This window comes from Flagellimonas hadalis, from assembly GCF_007785775.2.
Classification (GTDB): domain Bacteria; phylum Bacteroidota; class Bacteroidia; order Flavobacteriales; family Flavobacteriaceae; genus Flagellimonas; species Flagellimonas hadalis.
Genome location: NZ_VNIK02000007.1, coordinates 162,566 through 180,817 on the forward strand (window position 1 = coordinate 162,566; position 18,252 = coordinate 180,817).

Genomic DNA, 18,252 nt, shown 5'->3' on the forward strand with positions numbered 1-18,252 from the left:
ACATCCAACAATCACCTGCATTCATGCCCATCACCATGAAAACCCAAATGGGACACGATAAAATATATATGAGTATAGACCATCTGAAAAGTGGGACATACCAATTGAACATTTTATTGGGAAACAAGGTGATAAAGGTCTTGGAGATCGAGAAGAAAGATATCAAGCACACAGACCTGTAACGGAAAGGACCATTCCCCCTCCCTCCTTCCCTTTAGCTAGATTGAATACAGAACCATAAAATAGTATCATGATGAGAAGAAAATTTCCATTCGTGTTGATATGCTGCCTTGCAGTATCATTTTCAACCCAGGCACAGTTTTTAAAAAAGCTCAAAAAAGCGGCTGAAAATGCTGCGGAACGGACCATCTTGAACCGGACCGATGAGGAAGTTTCCAAAGGAACGGACAAGACCATCGATTCCATAACCCAAGGAAAAAAGGGCAAAAAGAACAAAAAAGACAACTCAAAAAAGATAGGGGAAACCGAAAAAAACCTGGACTCAGCAAAACAACAAAACCAAGCCAAGGAAGCTGCCATGCAAAAAAAGATGGCAGGTTTGTTCGGAGGTGGCGGTCTAAAAGGCATTCCTGATGTTTATGAATTCTCGTACAGGGCCACAATGAAAATCACCTCCCAAAAAGATGAGAGCGATATACACTATTGGATGGAACCCGGCCAACGCTATTTTGGTAACAGGTACAACGATGACAAAACAAACAGTGTAACGGTCATGGACATGGAAAACCAAGCCATGGTGATGTTCACCGACGATGGCAAGCAAAAAATGGCCATGAAAATTCCGGCAGGTAAAAAAACAATTGAAAAGTTGACCAAAAAAATGGAAGAAAAGAACAAGGCAACTGCAGAAGATATCAAGGTCATTCCCATTGCGGGCAAGACCATTCTGGGCTACAATTGCGAAGGCTATCAAATTACGAGCAAGGATGGCATTTCCAAAGTTTGGGTCACCAATGAGACCCCAGTGGGATACTTGGGCGGCATAGCCAACACGGAAGGCCTGCCGAGCAGTGTGTTGCCCATTGGCGAGAACACCATGTTCATGGAAATGCAGTTTGAGTCTGCCAAGAAGAAAAAGGACAACTTCAGCATGGTATGCACCGAACTGAAAGAAGAAAGCATGTCCATTGTAAAAGCGGAATATTCCACCATGGGTGGGTTTTAAGATTATTTAATCACCATAGAATATTGATATGAAAAAAATATTGGGATACGCCATGCTTTTCTTGCTTATGGGCACTGGAATGCAGGCACAGGATTTTGACCTGGACGACATCATGGGCGAAGCGCAGGATTTCTTTGGCGAGGCACAGGATGATGCCGAAAAAGCCGCAGATACTGAAGCTCAACGGAAATTTAAGGAGGCATTTAAAGATAAATTCAAAAAATGGGGGGAGTTTTCAGAAAATCTCGATGATTATTCGCCTCAGACCAAATGCTTGTACCTAATGGCCAAATATATTTCGGAATTAGAAGCACTTAAGACAGAAACAGAAAAGGATAGTGACTGCAGAAGGACCTACGACCTGTTAGGGATGCAACTGATGGCCATGATGTCCAGCACCACGATTATGTTCTGTACGGAGGAATTATTCAACACTTTAGGTAAGTTGGGACCAGAAATGTCACAAGAAGATATGGATTATATTTCCGAAATAAAAAAAGACTTTAATCTATTGTATGGTAAAGAGAAAAACACAGATTTTGAAAAAACCATGGTACAGTTTTACATAAACGATTACGCCTTTGTAGACCCTTACTATGAAGATAATTTGTCGATAGAATTCACAAAAATAAATCAATACTTGCTGAAATACTTTCATCCGCTTTCCCTTATGAAAGAAGGCATGGCCATAAGCCAACAAATGGACAAGCTCAAACCTTGCACAGGGTATTAAAACCAATCATTGTCCTATGAAAATCAATAACTCCTATATAATTCCATTTGTTTCGTTCCTGCTCGTATCCTGTGGAAGGAAAGAAAGCAAGAAACCCGACCAAGATGCAACCAACACCGTTGAACTGGTAAGGACAGTCAAGGATGTGCAAGAGAACCAGTCAAGTCTGGCGAATGAAACGCCTTTGACCAAGGAAGAATTTGCGTCATGGTTGCCGGGGACACTTTTAGGAATGCCCCTTACTTCCTCGACCATCAACATGCTTCCAGAAATTGGCTCCTGTAGCGCAACATATAGTGTAAAAAACAGGAGAATCAGGGTAATGGTCATTGATGGCGCTGGTGAAAAAGGAAACAATGCCGTTAGTTCCTACCGAATGTCCAGCACCATGGAATACGATGAGAAAGGTACTTGGGGCAGCACCAAAACAACAACCATCAGCGGCATCAAAGTAAAAGAATCCAGCCTGAAAAATGGCAAGTTCAACCTGTCCATGTTCTACAATAACCGATTTGCAGTTGACGTGGAGACCAATGAGGTGGGGCATGAAGAATTGGAACAACTCGTCAAGGAATTGAATTTGGAACAACTTAAATAAATGAAATCATGAAAACAAGAACCATTATCCTCGCGATCGCATTCATAAGCATCGCCACACTCACAAAGGCCCAATCAAAGGCAACATCATTTAAAAATGGTAAAAAAATCATTTTGGCCATTGACAATGAAACAAAAACAGTTGTGGATATCCTTCCAGCAGATGCCCTGCCAGACAAAACCATCGCAGCAAAAAAATACCCGGGCAGCATTTTTTTTGCTGGCATGCTATACGGGGAATCCAGCCGTTCGGTACATCCGCATGAGTACTCGGATATCAAAAAAAGACCATTTGCAAGCAACAGCTCCAAAACAGATTCCCGCTCAGTACGGCCCCATGAGTACTCGGATATCGAGAAAAGGACGTTCCTCTCCATAAAGAGCACTAAAAACTTTACGGTGGCGCCAAAAAAAGATGCCATACTGACCTTTGATCTGTCGCAAACCTATATCCCCGGAGATACATTCATTCCTGGCGATACATTTCTTCCCGGAGATCAATTCTTACCTGGTGATCAGTTCCTACCTGGCGACTAATTTCTTGTCATGTTTGACGAGAAGAAAAAAATGGTCGTATTAAAATCCAAGTAGCACAATCTTAAAACTTAAATGATGCATTATAGAAAATCATATTTCCACAATTATCTTTTTTCCATTTTAATGGTCGGAACCCTCTTGTTTTCTTGCAAAAATGCCGAAAAAAAGAAAGTTGCAGCGTCCACTGGTGAACTTTCGGGCAACTTTGCCGTGGAGGTCACCATGGAAAACAAGGTGTTCCATATTGAACAAGAAGACTTGCTGCCTGCAAAACGAACCTTTGCAAACGATAGTATTTTACTTTTGTTCAGGGCGGATGGAAACCCGTTTCAGCTTAATTTGAACCTTACCCATACCGACGTTCTGGACAACCAAAGTGGAGAATACAGCATCCCAGATGCGAATGCGGGAAAAATAAAAGTGGATCTCAACTTCTTCAATGCCGATAGGGATGTAAAAAGAACCAACAAACGGATCGTTTTCAAAAAAGGGATCATCACCATTAAAAAGTTAACAGCAAACAAGCTGGAAATGACCTTTACGGGCGAAGGCAGTGGAATGATAGAACGTGATGGCAATTTTCCGATTTCGGGCAAAATAAATGCCTCTTATTAAAACCATAATCCATTGTAATCAAATGAAAACAACATTGAAAATACTGGGCCTGATGTTGCTAATGGTCTCATGCAATACGCAGAACAAAAAAGACAACACCGTTGATGAAACCGTAAAAATGGGCAAAACCGTACAAGATTTGGCCAAACAGTCACAAGACTTAAAAGAAACCGTGCCTGTTTCCGAGGAAACACTCAACAATTGGTTTCCAAAAACCCTTCAGGGCATGGAACTCCAGAAAATAGTCAAAGGCACTTTGACGGGCTACGGAATAAGCGGTGCCACGGCCACATACGAAGGCTCCGATAAAAGCAGATTAGTTGTGAACGTGAACGATGGTGCCGGGGAAAAGGGTACAATGCTCACCTCGCAGTACATTGCCTTCAAAAACCTGAACACTGATTCGGAAACCGATACTAAATCGGAAAAGATCCTGAACAACAACACCATGTTGGGTGTAGAAACTGTTTATAAAGCAGAAAAGAAGGTTTTGATCAACTTCCTGTACAAAGACCGATTTGCGGTAAACATGCAAGCGGACAATATAGAAAAACAAGCCGTTTGGAATGCCCTCAAGGAACTTAAATTGGATAAGTTGTTTCATTGAAACCCTGAACATACGGTTACAAAAAAGAAAAACCAAGGCGTTTCAATCTTGGAAAAACACATATGGAAGCGAAATTTAATAGAAGAGAATTTATCGAATTGGTCGGAATTGGTTCAGCAGGGCTTTCATTTTCACCGTTGTTGCTTTCGGGCTGTGACAGTAAAGATCCATCGGTACCATTTGGGGTATGGAAGGAAATGATCGCGGCATTGGAGCAAAGCCCTGACCATCTTCCGGGCAGAAGAAATACACTGGTTGCGGCCAAAGACCCCAAAGCCATGGCCGAATTTGTGCGTGACAGCCTGCAAATGATCCCTGAAGTAGGACAGTTTCTACACAATGCCAACCGTTGGTCCCTTTATGGTACCGAAGGTGCCCTAAGATGTGGATTGGCCACCCCCCGCGAAAAGGCTGAAATATTAAAAGATATGCTCATTGAGGCTGGCTTTGAGGCAAAAGTGGTCTTGGAAGCAACCGAAATTACCGAAGAAGATGCAAAGCATATCGTATTTCGCGAAAATAGTGCAGCCTTTGCACCTCCCATCAGCAAAAAGCAACTCAAAAAATGGAAGAGGTTGCTAGGGGCAAACGACACCAATGGGAGTGTCCATCAAATACCTGGCCTTGATGAAAAATGCACGCAATTGGCAGATGAACTTGTTTCACAGCTTGATGAAAAACAATATGCTGCCATTAGACCCAATTCCTTCCGTTTCCACAAAAATGAGGTTCCTTCGGTAGTATATGTCCAGGACGGAACGGAAAAATACGCCCATGTTTTTGATTCTCGAGTAGCCGTTGGGCAGTTGCACCCAAGCAATAAGGGCAATATGTTCAAGGACGCCCCAAAAATTTCCGAGGTACGCGAAGAGGACATCAAGATTTCATTGACCTACAGGACGGCCATTGATTATTGGGAAGAAAGGGAACTCCTTTCCGGAACATGGAAACTGAGCGATCTAACCGGCAGCACCATGCAGATCTTGTTCATGAAGAATATGGATTTTACCCAGCAGGCCACCAAGTCCATTTCCGACATCAGCACATTTACACCCTGTTTCTCATATCAAAAATTTGATACGGATCTGTCCTTTATGGAAGAACGTTCGCTTGTGGGCGAGCCCATCTCCTTGGAAGGGGATGAAATCCTGCAACATATCGTGGTGCAGGAAGACAATGCCAAACCAGGAGATATCTCACGGGTGAAGTCAATTGAAGTGAAGGCGCATCCCATGACCTTTCCCAAAGTAAAACTGGAACTCTTCCCAAAGGACAAATCCGGTGCCATTGTTGAAGGCTTGTCGGCCGCCAACTTTACCATAACGGACAACGGCAAGACCATGAATGGATGGTTGGAACAAAATGTGCTTTCCCCAAGGATCATGCTGCTTTATGACACCTCTTTGAGTATGCCAGTGGAGTACCGTGGGGATGGCGCAAGGGACTTTTCGGAATCGCTTGAAGAGATGGTAAAGGAAATGTATCCGCATGCCAGGGTTACAAGCAAGGCGACCACTTCCAATATTTACACCTCCCTCTTAAAGGCCAAACAAAGTAGTCAGGACCTGATATTGTACGCTACCGATGGCCACAATGACGACCAATTCCAGACCGAGTACAAAGATGTGTACGAATCAGGACCACCTGCCATTTTGTTGAATGTTTACAATGTTGATACGTTTTATAAACACCTACGGGAGAATTTCGAGTTCAAGGAGATTCCTGCCGATGATCAGGAAAAAACAAAGACAGAGATCCAAAAGATCATTTCACAGATGTCCTTTCCACCTTATGTGCTCACCTACCATTCATTTGAAGAGGAAAAAGAACATCGTATAAATGTTTCCATTAAAGAAAGGGGGATTTCGGATGAAGCCACCATCACATTTCCCCCTCCAAATGATCTCTATTTGGGCGAACGGATCATAGGGCTGTATGTAGAAATCAGTTGGAGGAACAACAAAATAAAACGCACTTTGGCAGGGTGGGACAATTATCTGGACAAGGATCGTATTACACCCAGTCGAAAATATATTGACGATGTGCACGAAATGATGCTCGGTGGTGCCATGTTGGCCTTCGAACGGGAAGCCCCCACCTTGTCCGTAAGGCTTTCCGAGTACCTGAGGTCCCTGCTCAGCAATGAGGAATGGTTTATGGCACAACAGGCGAACGACACACAAAAAGCCGTGGATGCATTGGAAAAAGGGACATTGGGTTACCCTCCGTTGTTACTTACCATGATGCAGCCATTGAGCGGGCATACTACTGGGGAGTCCGTTACCTATCCAACGCAATTCCGGTCCTGTTTACTTAGGATGAAGGCCGGCTACTATCAAAATAAATCCAAGGTATTGTTTGACTACCTACCCACCGCAAAGTATACAAGTATCAGCAAATCGGGGAGCAAGAGGGACAACTTGTACGAAACCATCAAAAAGACGGCCCAATTTGCCTTTTTGGAAGAATCGGAATTTGACGACAGTGCCGTAAAACAATTGGAAGGGCATGAACTGGTCTGTTTGCACAATATCCGAAACGAACCCGAATATGGCTATAACATATTGAAAAGTAAGCACAAAGTTTTCCAAAACCGGATTTTTAGGGAGAACCAATTATCCTTTTTTGAGAAGAAAATGACTGTTACTTCCTACTATGAAGTGGATAAAAACACCGGGGAGCTCCGAGGGGTTCTGCCAGACGGAAGTGGAGGTGGGAGTTCCTCAACTATCGAACAATTGAAAGCCCTGGACAATGTGATCAAGGAATATCAAAAAGTGTTGGCCGGAATACAACTCATGATGATGATCCCGGGCGCTGCTACTTCGGCGGCCCCGATCGTGGCATTGTACAGCATGACCTTGGTGAAACTATACGCATTCGCAACAGAGGCCATCATATTGATGAATCCCGATAAATTGGAAGGACAAGTCAACATGGCGCTGAAGGAATTGGCCTGTAATGTGTATAAAAGCATCATTATGACCTTTATTGGAAAAATGGGGACCGGGAAAGCGCAGGGGGTCATCAATACTATGGATGGATTGGAAAACCTGATTGCCATGTCTGGAGGTAATTTTTCCTTTTTACCATGTCCGTCAGCATGAACATAGCCTTCAAAATAATACGACAATCAAAGAGCAGCCCGTTCAAAATGTAGCATACCAACTCCTATGAACCAATGTCCTTTTGCTGTTTATATTTAATAGGTCAATCTCATTCTTGAAAACAGCCTTCATTTTCTACTTGAAAAAATCAGTTATCCATAGCCATTTTTTGGGAGGCATATAAACAACTTGTACACTGAAAGTGGAGATACCCCCAAAAAAAAGGGCAAGTTTTCCACAAAGAAGACACTGACCGAATGCTTGGAAATGCATGAACATAAACCAGTTTCAAAAGTCCGGAAGTCAAAATTCAAATGGCCTTAGTCCACAATCCCAAACATTCATTGCCGCGAAATTTCCGCCAACTGTAACCGCTAGTCACCCCTATAGCTAACTTGGGCCGGAACATTACAATCTGTAGACCCTCACCCAATCAATATAGACCGAAGTGGGAAATTGGGCTTCCGGCACTATCGGGCCGCCATAGGTATGATCACTTCCGCCAACCCCCGCACTTAGGATAACGAACATCCTATGTTCGAATGGATGCCACTCATCAAAATGATTTGAATATTCTGAAACGGTCACCCTACGCCCATCTATTTGGGTTACCATCTTTTGGTCCTGGCCGTCCACGACAAAGCCTCCGCCATCATTTAAATAGTGGATATGATATACGTGCCCATCCACGAAGAATTCAATTCGGTCATCATACCAGTCCAAACCATATTCATGAAAACCTGCACTCCCTGCGTTGCGATCGCTTTCCAAAGGTGGAAAACCTCCATAACCCGGTTCTTCAGGGACGGGGGTTTGCTGGGTTTCATAACTATAATAGCCCCCTAAATGCCCATGGTTCCATTCCTGGTATTCATTGTTCTGCCATTCCCATGCATAGTGGACCGTTCCCAAATTATGGTAAGGAATGGAGCCCACATATTCCATAATGTCCACTTCACCTCCTTGGGGCCACATGATATCATCAACCGTCACAGGTTTTTCTTGGGGCATCAACCAAAAGGCAAATCCCTGCCCTTGGTGGTTTACCCCTTCTGGAAATACCCTTGCCACAATCCGATGTCCGGGACCCCATGCACCTTTATCTTTGGTATTGATACGCCCACTGGTGTAGTCCCTATCTTGATACGTCTCTTTACGGGTCGTGATGACCAGACATCCTCCGTCTGCATCTACGATTCCATTTGCGAAACTGACATTTTCCTTCCTATCCGTAGCCCGGTCCAACTGACCCGTACCCCAGTCCCCATTTATTCCAGTACCCGTTTCATAGTTCCATTTGGAAAGGTCAAGACTTCCATCGTTGAACTCATCGGACCAGACCAATCCTGAACGTTCTTCGACATAAACCGTTACGTTCACTGTTTTACTCACAAACTGTCCACCGTTATAGGCCGACACTATGATGGTGTAGCTGTGGGTACCTTCTTTGGAAAAGGTATGGGACAGTGTGTTTGAGGTCAATTCCTCCACTTTGCCTTCTATATGTACCTTGAACAAAGAGGCATTTGTGGCCTGAAACATAAAATTCACCCTGCCTTCGCCATTTCCATTGGGGTTTTCATCGGATAGCCCTACAATTTCAACCGTAACGTTCAAATTGGAAGGAGGGGAAGGCATTCCCATTTCAGTTTCTGCACTATCACTCCCACTACATGCGAGGAGCAGTATGAATATTCCAATATATAGCACCTGCTTCATCATATTTAATAGTATCGGCGAAGGGGGATCACCTTTTTACAGTTGCTTATTGCATTTTAAACTCAAGATAGTTGAGATTGAACCCACCCTTTTCAAACGCCACTTTTATTTTGTGGGTCCCTTCTTTCAAATCAATTCCTGAGAGCGTTGCCGTTTTATACGAAGTTGCTCCTTCTGTCGCGGGCAAGACTACAGATTTCGATGTGGTGGAACCATCGATTTTCAAATGAAGTTTGCCCGTGCCTTCCATGCTGGAGTATCTTACATCCATGGCATAGGTCCCTGATTTTTCAATACTTACGGTAAAGAGAAGCCATTCCCCGTCCTGAATATCAAAAACCTCATAACCGTTGTTCTTACTGTCCGAGCAGCTTTGGATGTCCACTCCATCGTTCCGCATTTTACGCCCTTTGTTCCATGCGCCTTGTTCCCCGGTGCTTACGCGATAGTTGATGTAATCCACATCGCTATACGCATAATTCTGCGTCCCCATATCATAATCCGTGGCATAGATAAGCCCAGGAATCGAATGCCTCTTATAGGCCTTGGTCTCAAAGGTCTGCACTTGCCGGAACATGGCATCGACCACATCGGGCTTGACGGTCACATTTTCCATTTTGTAGTTTTCGGCCAACTGCATCAAGGTTTTTTGGGCAAAGGCGATCGTAGGTTTTTCTCCTCCATTTTGCCAATAGTCCAATAGCGTTTCATATTCGGGGGTTTTCGTCACCGAGGTGACCCCGGCTATATTGTCCACCTTTTTCATGGGCCAAAACGCCCAACCAATATTATGGGACTCCATCAGGGTCAGTGCGTCTTTGAACCATACATTGGAGTTTTCGCCGCTTTCCCCCAACCAAATCGGGGCGTTGTACTTCTCGCGATAGTCCAAAACTTGCTGGATGGATTCCGTGGTATTGAAGTTCCAGTATTTGTGGAAACTGATGACCATATTGTCGTCCCACAGCGGAAAAATGCCATTGTAGTTGTTGCCCCAGCAATTCCCTTCGATGTAGATGATGTGGTTGGTATCGATCTTACGGATGGCGGTTGTGATGTCCACCATCAACTGGCGCAAGGGTGCGTTGTTCTTTTCGTCACAACCGTTTGGGTTTTCACCTTCAAAGTTCCAGTTGGGCTCATTCACAATATCATACCCTCCCATCCATGGATGATCTTTGTAGCGTTCGGCCATCTTTTCCCAAAAGGCTATCATTTTCTGCTTGTTGGCCTCACTTTCCCAAAGGGAAGGTTTGGTGGCGTCATAGTCCGAAATATTGGCATCGTGACCCTGTCCGCCCGGGGCCGCATGAAGGTCAAGAATAAGGTACATCTCGTTTTCCGCACACCATTCCAAAAGATCGTCCGTCATGGCAAACCCCTTTTCCAACCACGTGATCTCCCCATTCTTTTCTTCCTCGATGGGAGGTGTGTAGAGGTTGTAGTGCATGGGCAACCGCACCGAATTGAAACCCCACGCCTTCAGCGAGTCAATATCCCTTTTAGTGATACCATTGGCCATATAGGCCTCATAGAAGGCTTCTGTATTTTCCTCGCCAATGAGTTCCGTGATCTTTTGTTTGATGACATGTTGTGGTCCGGCAAAACTGGCTGTTTGCAACATATAGCCTTCCTGCACCATCCACCCACCAAGTCCGAGACCTCTCAGGAGCACATTGTTTCCTTGTGCATCCACAATCTTCTGTCCATCAGTGTGCAGAAACCCTTGCCCAAAAACGGTGGAATTGATCAAAATGAATAAAAAGTATATTGATTTTTTCATGCGAAAAATTTATTGTTCCCAAATATACGTGGCAACAGCCCCACTGTCCAGCGTGGCGGTGACCCATTGGTTCTTGTATTTGATATTGAATGATGTAATGGCCCCTCCATCGTTTTCCACAATAAGGACCATCTGGCCATCTGGGGTCCTAAAGGCCACATTTTGAAGGTCGCCCTGTATATTGGAGCCCACCCGAACCGAACCCGAAGGAACAAATTTTGAGGCATGGGCCACAATATAGTAGCCCACATTGCGGGTAATGTTCCCACTAGAACTGATGGTAAGCCCTCCTTTGCAGACGGTGCAACCTCCATCGGTGTGCGGACCAAAGTTTTCATTGTTGGCCAGGTTCCACTCCAACGCATTCTTGCTCCAGTTGCGCATGGACCCAATGATCACATTTTTCAAATGCCATTTCAAATCCCCTTCAAAAGAGCCGCTTGAAGAAGTATACTGTTCTGTAAAATAGAGATTCTTTTCGGGAAAAGCATTGTGGACAGTAGAGAGTGCACTAATGTCTCCATTGTACAGGTGGAATGCGGAACCATCCACATAGGGATTGGTATCCGGATCACTGAGAATGGTGATCGGGTATTGTGGATTGTCGCAATTATGGTCCCAAACGATGATCTTGGTGGTGATCCCTGCACTGGAAAAGGCAGGGCCAAGGTGATTTTTGATAAAATCCGACTGTTCCTCGGCAGTCATGAACATACTGGGATTGTTCCCATCATGCATGGGTTCGTTCTGTATGGTGATGGCATCCAAAACTATCCCTTCGGCTTCCATAGCTTCGAGATACTTTACAAAATATTGCGCATATACACTATAGTATTGCGATTGAAGACTACCTCCCACAAAGCTACCATTGTCCTTCATCCAAACTGGGGCAGACCAAGGGGAGCCCATGATCTTGATGTTGGGATTGATTTCCAAAATTTCCTTGAGAACAGCCACGACGCCGTCCATATCCGGTTCCAAACTAAAATGTGTCAAGGCTTCATCGGTTTCCCCTTCGGGCATGTCATTGTAGGTAAAAGGAGCTTCATTGAGGTCGGATGCCCCGATGCTTATCCTTAGATAACTTATGCCTATATCACCTTCCGAAGTACCAAAAAGTTCCTGCAAAAGTGCATCTTTCTTATTTGTATCCAATTGATTGATGACCGCTGCGCTGCCACCTGTCAAGGTAAACCCAAAACCGTCTATGGTCTGATAGGTCAAGGATTCATCCACTGTAATGGTGGGAAAAGTGTTCGAAGTGGTCCCAAAGGACAGGACATTGTCCTGTTTTTTCAACAACACGGTCTGGTTCGAGAGCGTCAACCAAGCCTCCACATCACTTATGGTGGCCGGTGGGTTATTGCCCGGAGGATTTCCATCAGGGGTCTGTCCAGTATCGTCGGTACCCCTATCTCCTGAAGAAGAACAGTGTGTCATGGGAAGCAGAAGCGCCCAAACTGCCATTAGAACTATATTCTTTCTAATCATATGCCTATTTTATTTTTGTGTCAACCATCCTTTGATGGCCACCATTTCCATCTTGTTCATTTAGGATCAGCGTACCTATCTTGCCAGGAACTGACCCTTTATCCCTGTCTTGAACATGCCTTAAAAATAGCCCATGGCCAAGAAGACCATGGGCCTTGAATTAAAAAAAACTAACTCAACTCAAATAATCGATTAAATGATTTTTCAATTGGTACCTCTAAACTCCACATTGTCGATAGTGATAGCTCCCACATTTCCACCTCCGCATTTGATGACCAGATAGACCGTGGTGTCGGTATCAAAACTTACAATGTTTCCCTCACCAGCACAACTCAGTTGGGAGAGTTTTCCACTAAATGGTGCATTGCCACAACCATTCCAAGTGTTCAGGCCTATCTTGGTGCCATCGGCCGAATAATCGGATCCTTGGACCGGTGCTGTTGTGGACACATAGACCTCAAACCAAGTATCCACCGAACCTTCACCCTGCACGGACATATCCACGGCATAGTTTTTACCGCCTTGCACATCTATGGCCTGAAAGACTCCCTGTTGGTTCCAATCACTTGCCGTAATGGTAGCGGTGCCTGAACCGAAGGTCCAATTTGCCCCTGATGCACTTATGTTCAAAATGGTCCATTGGGCAATATCCTCTTCAGTTTCAAACTTGCCTCCTACGACCAAGTTTCCCGCATTGGGGTCCGATTCTGCCACAACCAGTTCTTGGGAACTGCTTAGGGTTGAACCTCCCCTTCCTATGGCAATGTGGGTAATGGTATAGTTCCCTGCATCAGGCAGAAAGATCTCCTCGGTGGACTTGCCTTGGTATATTCCCTCCCCGATGTTCCATTTGGAGGCAATGACATTGGTGGTGTTTGCTTCCAGCACATATCTATTGGATTCACCCTCGACAGGGGTTATGGTGAAGGATGCATCCACATTGTTATCGGTCAATCCATTGTTGCCAAAGGAGTCCTCCGGGGTGCATGAAGCCAATGTGACCATACCGAATATGACCAGGATGATCAATCTATAGCTATTGGTTATTTTATGTTTTAAACTCATAACAAAATTCATTTTATGGTTGATCAATAATTGGGGTTTTGAACGATCAAAGTGTTTTCCATTTCCCGTAACGGAATAGGGAGCACTTCGTTTTTTCCTGCAACAAAACCCTTATCTGCCAAGGCAGTGGCGGCATTCCCTGTCCGAACCAAATCGAACCATCTATGTCCTTCCCCAGCCAACTCGATACGCCTTTCATTCCATATGGCCTGAAGGGAAACGGGAACCGGTGACAAACCTACCCTGGCCCGTACTGCATCTAGAAGGGCCTGCGCCCTTGCACCGGAACCGCCCAAGGCCTCTGCTTCCAAAAGATAGGTATCGGCCAAACGGATCATATATACGTGTTGCTGATAGTTCAACTCCTTGACCCCTCCGCCAGTGGTGGCATCGCTGTTCAATGGCATAAACTTCTTCAAGTAGTACCCCGTGTCTTTATCCCCATACAAATATTCGATCTCCCCAGCTTCCTCATATGCTTTTAGATTGGCGATGGTCTCGTCAAATCTGGGATCGTTCTCAATGACATCAAAGAACTCGTCGGTAAACACATTGAAACTCCAGCCCGGTGCAAAGTCCGGTGCGGTGGAAGTGGCACTTCTCACATAACTGCGTGGGCCCACCATGATGTTGATACTGTTTCCTTCATCGGCGCCTGACCCCCAAAAACTCCAGTCTGCATTACTTTGATTGGTATTGGTGGTCTCCAAAATGGATTCCGAATTGAAGGTATTGCTGAAATCCCACAGATCTGCAAAATCGTCCAATAGACGGTAGCCATATTTACTGGTACCTCCAGGTGTTCCATTTACCTCGGCCAGTTCTGCGGCGGCTTGGCTGTTCTTGCCATTGTAGAGATATACCTTGCCCAACAGTGCCTGGGCTGCCCCTTTGGAAAAACGTCCTGCTTCGGTGGCAAGGTTCACCATATCGGGAAGACTGTTCTTTGCTTCTTCCAAATCGGTCTCGATTTGTGCATAGACCGCCTCTTTTGATGCCTGTTCCACATTGTAGATCTCTGCGGTCGGAAGGGGTTCCACTATGAGCGGGATGTTTCCGAACATCCGTACCAATTGAAAATAAAAATAGGCACGAAGGGCTTTGGCCTCAGCAGTGAATCGAGTCCTATTACCTTCGCTCATTGGGATTTCGGGCAGTTTGGAAAGCAACACATTGGCCCTGAATATGCCTTGGAAATAATCGTTCCAATAGCTTGCAGGGATGTTGGAGGCCGTAATGGTATAATTGGCGAATGCATGGATCCCTGCACCATCATCCGGTCCACCACCACCAGCGTGATGATCGTCCGACCCTGCGTTCATCATGGTCACCATGTTCTCAAATCCTTTGGATTCCTTACCCAAAACATCGTAAATGGCAATCAACCCGGAATAGGCTTGATTTTCATTGCTGTAATAGTTCTCTTCCAAATAGGTCCCTTTGGGCTCCACATCCAAAAACTCCTTGGTACAGGAAGTGAATGCGAAAACCAGAATTGAACCAAAAACCAAATTCTTTATGTTTCTCAGTTTCATTGTATCTTTTTTAAAATTGTAGATTAATGCCCAACATTCCCGTTCTGGCCTGTGGATAATAGCCTCTGTCTATACCAAATACATTGCCCCCTATTTCGGGATCAAATCCAGTATACTTGGTGAACGTGATCAGGTTTTCCCCTGTCACATACAATCGTATCTTGGAAATACCCACTTTGCCCAAAACATCTTGTGGCAAGGTATACCCGAACTGGATGGTCTTGAACCTCAAATAGTCTCCATCTTCCAAATAGAAGTCGGAGGGATTGGTGAAGTTCTTATTGGTATCATTGGTCGTAAGTCGTGGGAAGGTATTGGACGAACCTTCGCCGGACCATCTGCCCAAAGCCGATGTCTGGAAATTCGCACTTCCAATATCCAATCGACGTAGGGCCTGGAAAATCTTGTTTCCTGCGGCTCCTTGGGCGAAAACGAGCAGGTCAAAATTCTTATAATTTACATTGAGGTTGATACCGAAGGTCACTTTGGGAATGGAACTCCCTATGAAATCCCTGTCATTGTCCGTAATCGATCCATCGCCATCGACATCCTTCCACCTGAAATCCCCAGGTCTGGCCACAGGCTGCATCGGCTGCCCTTCAGAATTCACATAGGCATCTATCTCTGCTTGGTTCTGGAAGATTCCATCGGTCACAAATCCAAAAAATGAATTGACGGGCTGTCCCACTTGGGTGCGGGTAATGGGAAAGGTACTGGCCTGCACCGTAGTACCACCTGATAAGAACTCGACACCTTCTCCCAAAAAGGTGACCTCATTGTGTACGGTGGACATATTGCCGCTCAACGAAAATCTAAGATCTCCAAAACTTTTGTTATAGCTCAACCCAAGGTCCACGCCCTTGTTTTCCATATCGGCCACGTTGCCTGCCGGACTTCCTGTAGCTCCAACATACCCTGGAAGGGGCACATCCCTAAGAATGCCCGTGGTTTTTTTATAATACCAATCAAAGGTGACGTTCAATCCGTTGAACAGCGTTGCATCCAACCCGATGTTGGTCTGGCTGGTCTCTTCCCATTTCAAATCTGGGTTTGCAGGTGCATCGGGACTGTTTCCGATGACCACCGATCCTGTGTTTCCCACTGCGTAGTTTCGACCATCACCTATGGTGGACAGGTATTTAAAGTCACCTATCTGGTCACTACCCGTTACGCCATAGCTTCCCCGGATCTTCAATTGGTTCACAATATTGTTCTCTGGCCAAAAATTTTCCTTATTGGCTACCCATCCCGCTGAAAAGGATGGGAATATCCCAAACTTGTTATTGGACCCGAAACGACTTGAACCGTCCCGTCGCACAATGCCCGTGAACAGGTATTTTTCTTGGAAGGCATAGTTCAGTCTTGCAAATAGCGAGGTGACCTTATGGATTACCCCAGTATAGGCACTGGCATTGATCTGTTCTGTGGGAATGTCAAAATTGAAAGATGCATCCTTGTAATTGTTGACCGGAATGTTGTTATAGGTGATGGACTGTCCTTCGGTGATATTGTCCACATACACGCCTTGGCCCAACAGCACCGTAAAATCGTGTCCCCCAAGGGCCTTGTTGTAGGAAGCAGTATTTTCAATGTTCCAGCCAAACCCCTTGTTGGTGTTTCTGCTCAGGCTATTTTGGGATGTCACAAAAGAAGAAGTCAAAAAGGCAACTGGATTGAAGGATTCCCCTCCCCAGTAAGCCAACTTTCCACCAAAAGTGCTCCGTATCCTCAAATTTTCAATGGGTTCCACCTCAACATAGGCGTTGCCCACAAAATTGTCCGACCAGCTATGGTTGCCCAATCTTGTTTTGGTAAAGGCCAAGGGATTGGTCATCTCTTGTCCCACCAAAGTGGAAATACCGTAGGGAAATCCATTTGGGGCCAAAATAAGATCTGGTCGCAAACTCCCTGTACCATCCACATAGGGAACCCCTGCCAAAACAGCCGGGTCGGTCTCAATGGCCGGTGTTATTGGGTCCAAGTTGACCGCTGAGGACAATGGTCCACCATAGAAGGTGTTTCCATCAATGGCGGCATTTTTCTCATTGGAATATCCAAAAGTTTGGCCTACCCTGATGTAATCGTTGATTTGATGGGTGGAGTTCAACCGGAAATTCTTTCTGATGTAATGGGAAATGTCCGAAACCACAATACCTTCTTGGTCCAAGTAACCAAAAGAGGCATAAAACGTGGATTTTTCAGTTCCACCGCTTACACTAATCTCATGGTTCTCCCGCTTGGCACTATTGCTGAAAATTTGTTCCTGCCAATCCGTTCCCTTTCCATAGGAGTCTGGATTTGGAAAAAGAATGGAACCACCACCGGCCACGGAGGCCTCGTTTCGTAAAGTGGCATATTGGGCCGCATTGAGCAGATCCAACTTTCTAGCAGGGGCCGAAATACCTGTATAGCCATTGTAATTGACAGACAATTTCCCGGATTTCCCACTTTTGGTGGTCACAAGGATAACCCCGGCCGCGGCCCTAGATCCGTAAATGGCTGCAGAAGCGGCATCCTTCAATACTTCAATGGAAGCAACATCGGATTGATTAAGGTAACCTATCCCCCCCGCATCCACGATGACACCATCCACGACCCAAAGAGGCTCGTTGTTGTTCAGGGTAGTGATTCCTCTGACCCGTATGGTAGAGGCTGCGCCCGGTTGCCCAGAATTTGCCGCAATGGTAATCCCCGATGCCCTTCCCTGCAAAGATTGCTCCACCCGGTTGATGGGGAGATCTTGAAGATCACCTTCCTTTACCCCGGATATGGCACCTGTGACCACGCTCTTCTTTTGTGTACCGTATCCTACAACGACAATTTCATCCAGAAGGCTCACATCAGGTTGCAATGTGACCTCTATCTGAGATCTGCCCGCGATTGTTTCTTCTGCTGGCGTGTAGCCAACATAGCTGAAAACCAAGGTTCCATCCGAAGGAACCCCTATTTCAAAATTCCCGTCAAAATCCGTGGTGGTACCCCTGGATGTGTTTTTGAGAATTACAGATGCCCCAGGAAGCGGGGCGCCACTTTCATCCTTGACCGTGCCTCGGACAGTTGAGTCCTGTGCCTGTACGAGCACGGTAAACAGTAAAGATAAAGCACATAATACATATGACTTTGTTAGCTTCATGTGTTGTTAGTTTAAGTTAATTAATGTTAAAAAAATGTGCATTTTTCAGCGATGATAGGCAAGATTTTGACAATGCCACAATAAAATTCCCCTACAAAAACACATCAACATTAAATTTAAATCTTACAAAAACACATCAAAAAA

At 45.2% G+C, this 18,252-nt stretch carries 14 protein-coding genes; 8 read left to right on the plus strand and 6 right to left on the minus strand.

The window, feature by feature from the left end; all coding sequences use genetic code 11:
• Positions 1-35 precede the first annotated feature (35 nt).
• From FOT42_RS18100 to FOT42_RS11855, 8 genes are all read left to right on the plus strand, one after another.
• Entirely contained in the window at positions 36-182 is a 147-nt protein-coding gene (locus FOT42_RS18100; protein ID WP_226789874.1) for a hypothetical protein, read from the plus strand.
• A 71-nt stretch (positions 183-253) separates the two neighbouring features.
• Positions 254-1,186 carry a DUF4412 domain-containing protein gene (locus FOT42_RS11825; protein ID WP_226789875.1) on the plus strand — a complete coding sequence of 311 codons (933 nt, stop codon included), beginning with the start codon at positions 254-256 and terminating at the stop codon, positions 1,184-1,186.
• 28 nt (positions 1,187-1,214) lie between these two features.
• Positions 1,215-1,919, plus strand: coding sequence for a hypothetical protein (locus tag FOT42_RS11830; RefSeq protein WP_151890777.1), 705 nt, complete (start codon positions 1,215-1,217; stop codon positions 1,917-1,919).
• A 16-nt stretch (positions 1,920-1,935) separates the two neighbouring features.
• On the plus strand, positions 1,936-2,517 hold the full coding sequence (locus FOT42_RS11835) for a hypothetical protein (RefSeq protein WP_151890778.1): 582 nt from the start codon (positions 1,936-1,938) through the stop codon (positions 2,515-2,517).
• Between the two features lie 8 nt (positions 2,518-2,525).
• Positions 2,526-3,053 carry a hypothetical protein gene (locus FOT42_RS11840; protein WP_151890779.1) on the plus strand — a complete coding sequence of 176 codons (528 nt, stop codon included), beginning with the start codon at positions 2,526-2,528 and terminating at the stop codon, positions 3,051-3,053.
• Positions 3,054-3,128: 75 nt separating this feature from the next.
• Positions 3,129-3,668, plus strand: coding sequence for a hypothetical protein (locus FOT42_RS11845; RefSeq protein ID WP_151890780.1), 540 nt, complete (start codon positions 3,129-3,131; stop codon positions 3,666-3,668).
• Positions 3,669-3,690: 22 nt separating this feature from the next.
• On the plus strand, positions 3,691-4,275 hold the full coding sequence (locus FOT42_RS11850; protein WP_151890781.1) for a hypothetical protein: 585 nt from the start codon (positions 3,691-3,693) through the stop codon (positions 4,273-4,275).
• 62 nt (positions 4,276-4,337) lie between these two features.
• The gene (locus tag FOT42_RS11855; RefSeq protein ID WP_151890782.1) at positions 4,338-7,382 is read left to right on the plus strand and encodes a vWA domain-containing protein; all 3,045 of its coding nucleotides are present in this window, start codon (positions 4,338-4,340) and stop codon (positions 7,380-7,382) included.
• A 408-nt stretch (positions 7,383-7,790) separates the two neighbouring features.
• Here the strand turns inward: FOT42_RS11855 and FOT42_RS11860 are convergent, their stop codons facing one another.
• The 6 genes from FOT42_RS11860 to FOT42_RS11885 all read right to left on the minus strand — a co-directional run bounded on the left by FOT42_RS11860 (position 7,791) and on the right by FOT42_RS11885 (position 18,108).
• Positions 7,791-9,101, minus strand: a complete 1,311-nt coding sequence (locus tag FOT42_RS11860) for a glycoside hydrolase family 16 protein (protein ID WP_226789876.1) — start codon at positions 9,099-9,101, stop codon at positions 7,791-7,793.
• Positions 9,102-9,147: 46 nt separating this feature from the next.
• Positions 9,148-10,884 (minus strand): cellulase family glycosylhydrolase, encoded by a 1,737-nt coding sequence (locus tag FOT42_RS11865; protein ID WP_151890783.1) that lies wholly within the window; start codon positions 10,882-10,884, stop codon positions 9,148-9,150.
• Positions 10,885-10,893: 9 nt separating this feature from the next.
• The gene (locus FOT42_RS11870; protein ID WP_226789877.1) at positions 10,894-12,375 is read right to left on the minus strand and encodes a glycoside hydrolase family 30 protein; all 1,482 of its coding nucleotides are present in this window, start codon (positions 12,373-12,375) and stop codon (positions 10,894-10,896) included.
• Between the two features lie 204 nt (positions 12,376-12,579).
• Positions 12,580-13,440: a hypothetical protein gene (locus FOT42_RS11875; RefSeq protein ID WP_151890784.1), complete on the minus strand. Its 861-nt coding sequence runs from the start codon at positions 13,438-13,440 to the stop codon at positions 12,580-12,582.
• Between the two features lie 23 nt (positions 13,441-13,463).
• Positions 13,464-14,975 (minus strand): RagB/SusD family nutrient uptake outer membrane protein, encoded by a 1,512-nt coding sequence (locus tag FOT42_RS11880; RefSeq protein WP_151890785.1) that lies wholly within the window; start codon positions 14,973-14,975, stop codon positions 13,464-13,466.
• Positions 14,976-14,985: 10 nt separating this feature from the next.
• Positions 14,986-18,108 carry a SusC/RagA family TonB-linked outer membrane protein gene (locus FOT42_RS11885; RefSeq protein WP_151890786.1) on the minus strand — a complete coding sequence of 1,041 codons (3,123 nt, stop codon included), beginning with the start codon at positions 18,106-18,108 and terminating at the stop codon, positions 14,986-14,988.
• Positions 18,109-18,252 lie beyond the last annotated feature (144 nt).

Coding starts and splice junctions, on each gene's coding strand:
- FOT42_RS11870 (WP_226789877.1), bottom strand. CDS start 12,375: ATGATTAGAAAGAATATAGTTCTAATGGCAGTTTGGGCGCTTCTGCTT.
- FOT42_RS11860 (WP_226789876.1), bottom strand. CDS start 9,101: ATGAAGCAGGTGCTATATATTGGAATATTCATACTGCTCCTCGCATGT.
- FOT42_RS11885 (WP_151890786.1), bottom strand. CDS start 18,108: ATGAAGCTAACAAAGTCATATGTATTATGTGCTTTATCTTTACTGTTT.
- FOT42_RS11865 (WP_151890783.1), bottom strand. CDS start 10,884: ATGAAAAAATCAATATACTTTTTATTCATTTTGATCAATTCCACCGTT.
- FOT42_RS11840 (WP_151890779.1), top strand. CDS start 2,526: ATGAAAACAAGAACCATTATCCTCGCGATCGCATTCATAAGCATCGCC.
- FOT42_RS11845 (WP_151890780.1), top strand. CDS start 3,129: ATGCATTATAGAAAATCATATTTCCACAATTATCTTTTTTCCATTTTA.
- FOT42_RS11850 (WP_151890781.1), top strand. CDS start 3,691: ATGAAAACAACATTGAAAATACTGGGCCTGATGTTGCTAATGGTCTCA.
- FOT42_RS18100 (WP_226789874.1), top strand. CDS start 36: ATGAAAACCCAAATGGGACACGATAAAATATATATGAGTATAGACCAT.
- FOT42_RS11830 (WP_151890777.1), top strand. CDS start 1,215: ATGAAAAAAATATTGGGATACGCCATGCTTTTCTTGCTTATGGGCACT.
- FOT42_RS11825 (WP_226789875.1), top strand. CDS start 254: ATGAGAAGAAAATTTCCATTCGTGTTGATATGCTGCCTTGCAGTATCA.
- FOT42_RS11875 (WP_151890784.1), bottom strand. CDS start 13,440: ATGAGTTTAAAACATAAAATAACCAATAGCTATAGATTGATCATCCTG.
- FOT42_RS11880 (WP_151890785.1), bottom strand. CDS start 14,975: ATGAAACTGAGAAACATAAAGAATTTGGTTTTTGGTTCAATTCTGGTT.
- FOT42_RS11835 (WP_151890778.1), top strand. CDS start 1,936: ATGAAAATCAATAACTCCTATATAATTCCATTTGTTTCGTTCCTGCTC.
- FOT42_RS11855 (WP_151890782.1), top strand. CDS start 4,338: ATGGAAGCGAAATTTAATAGAAGAGAATTTATCGAATTGGTCGGAATT.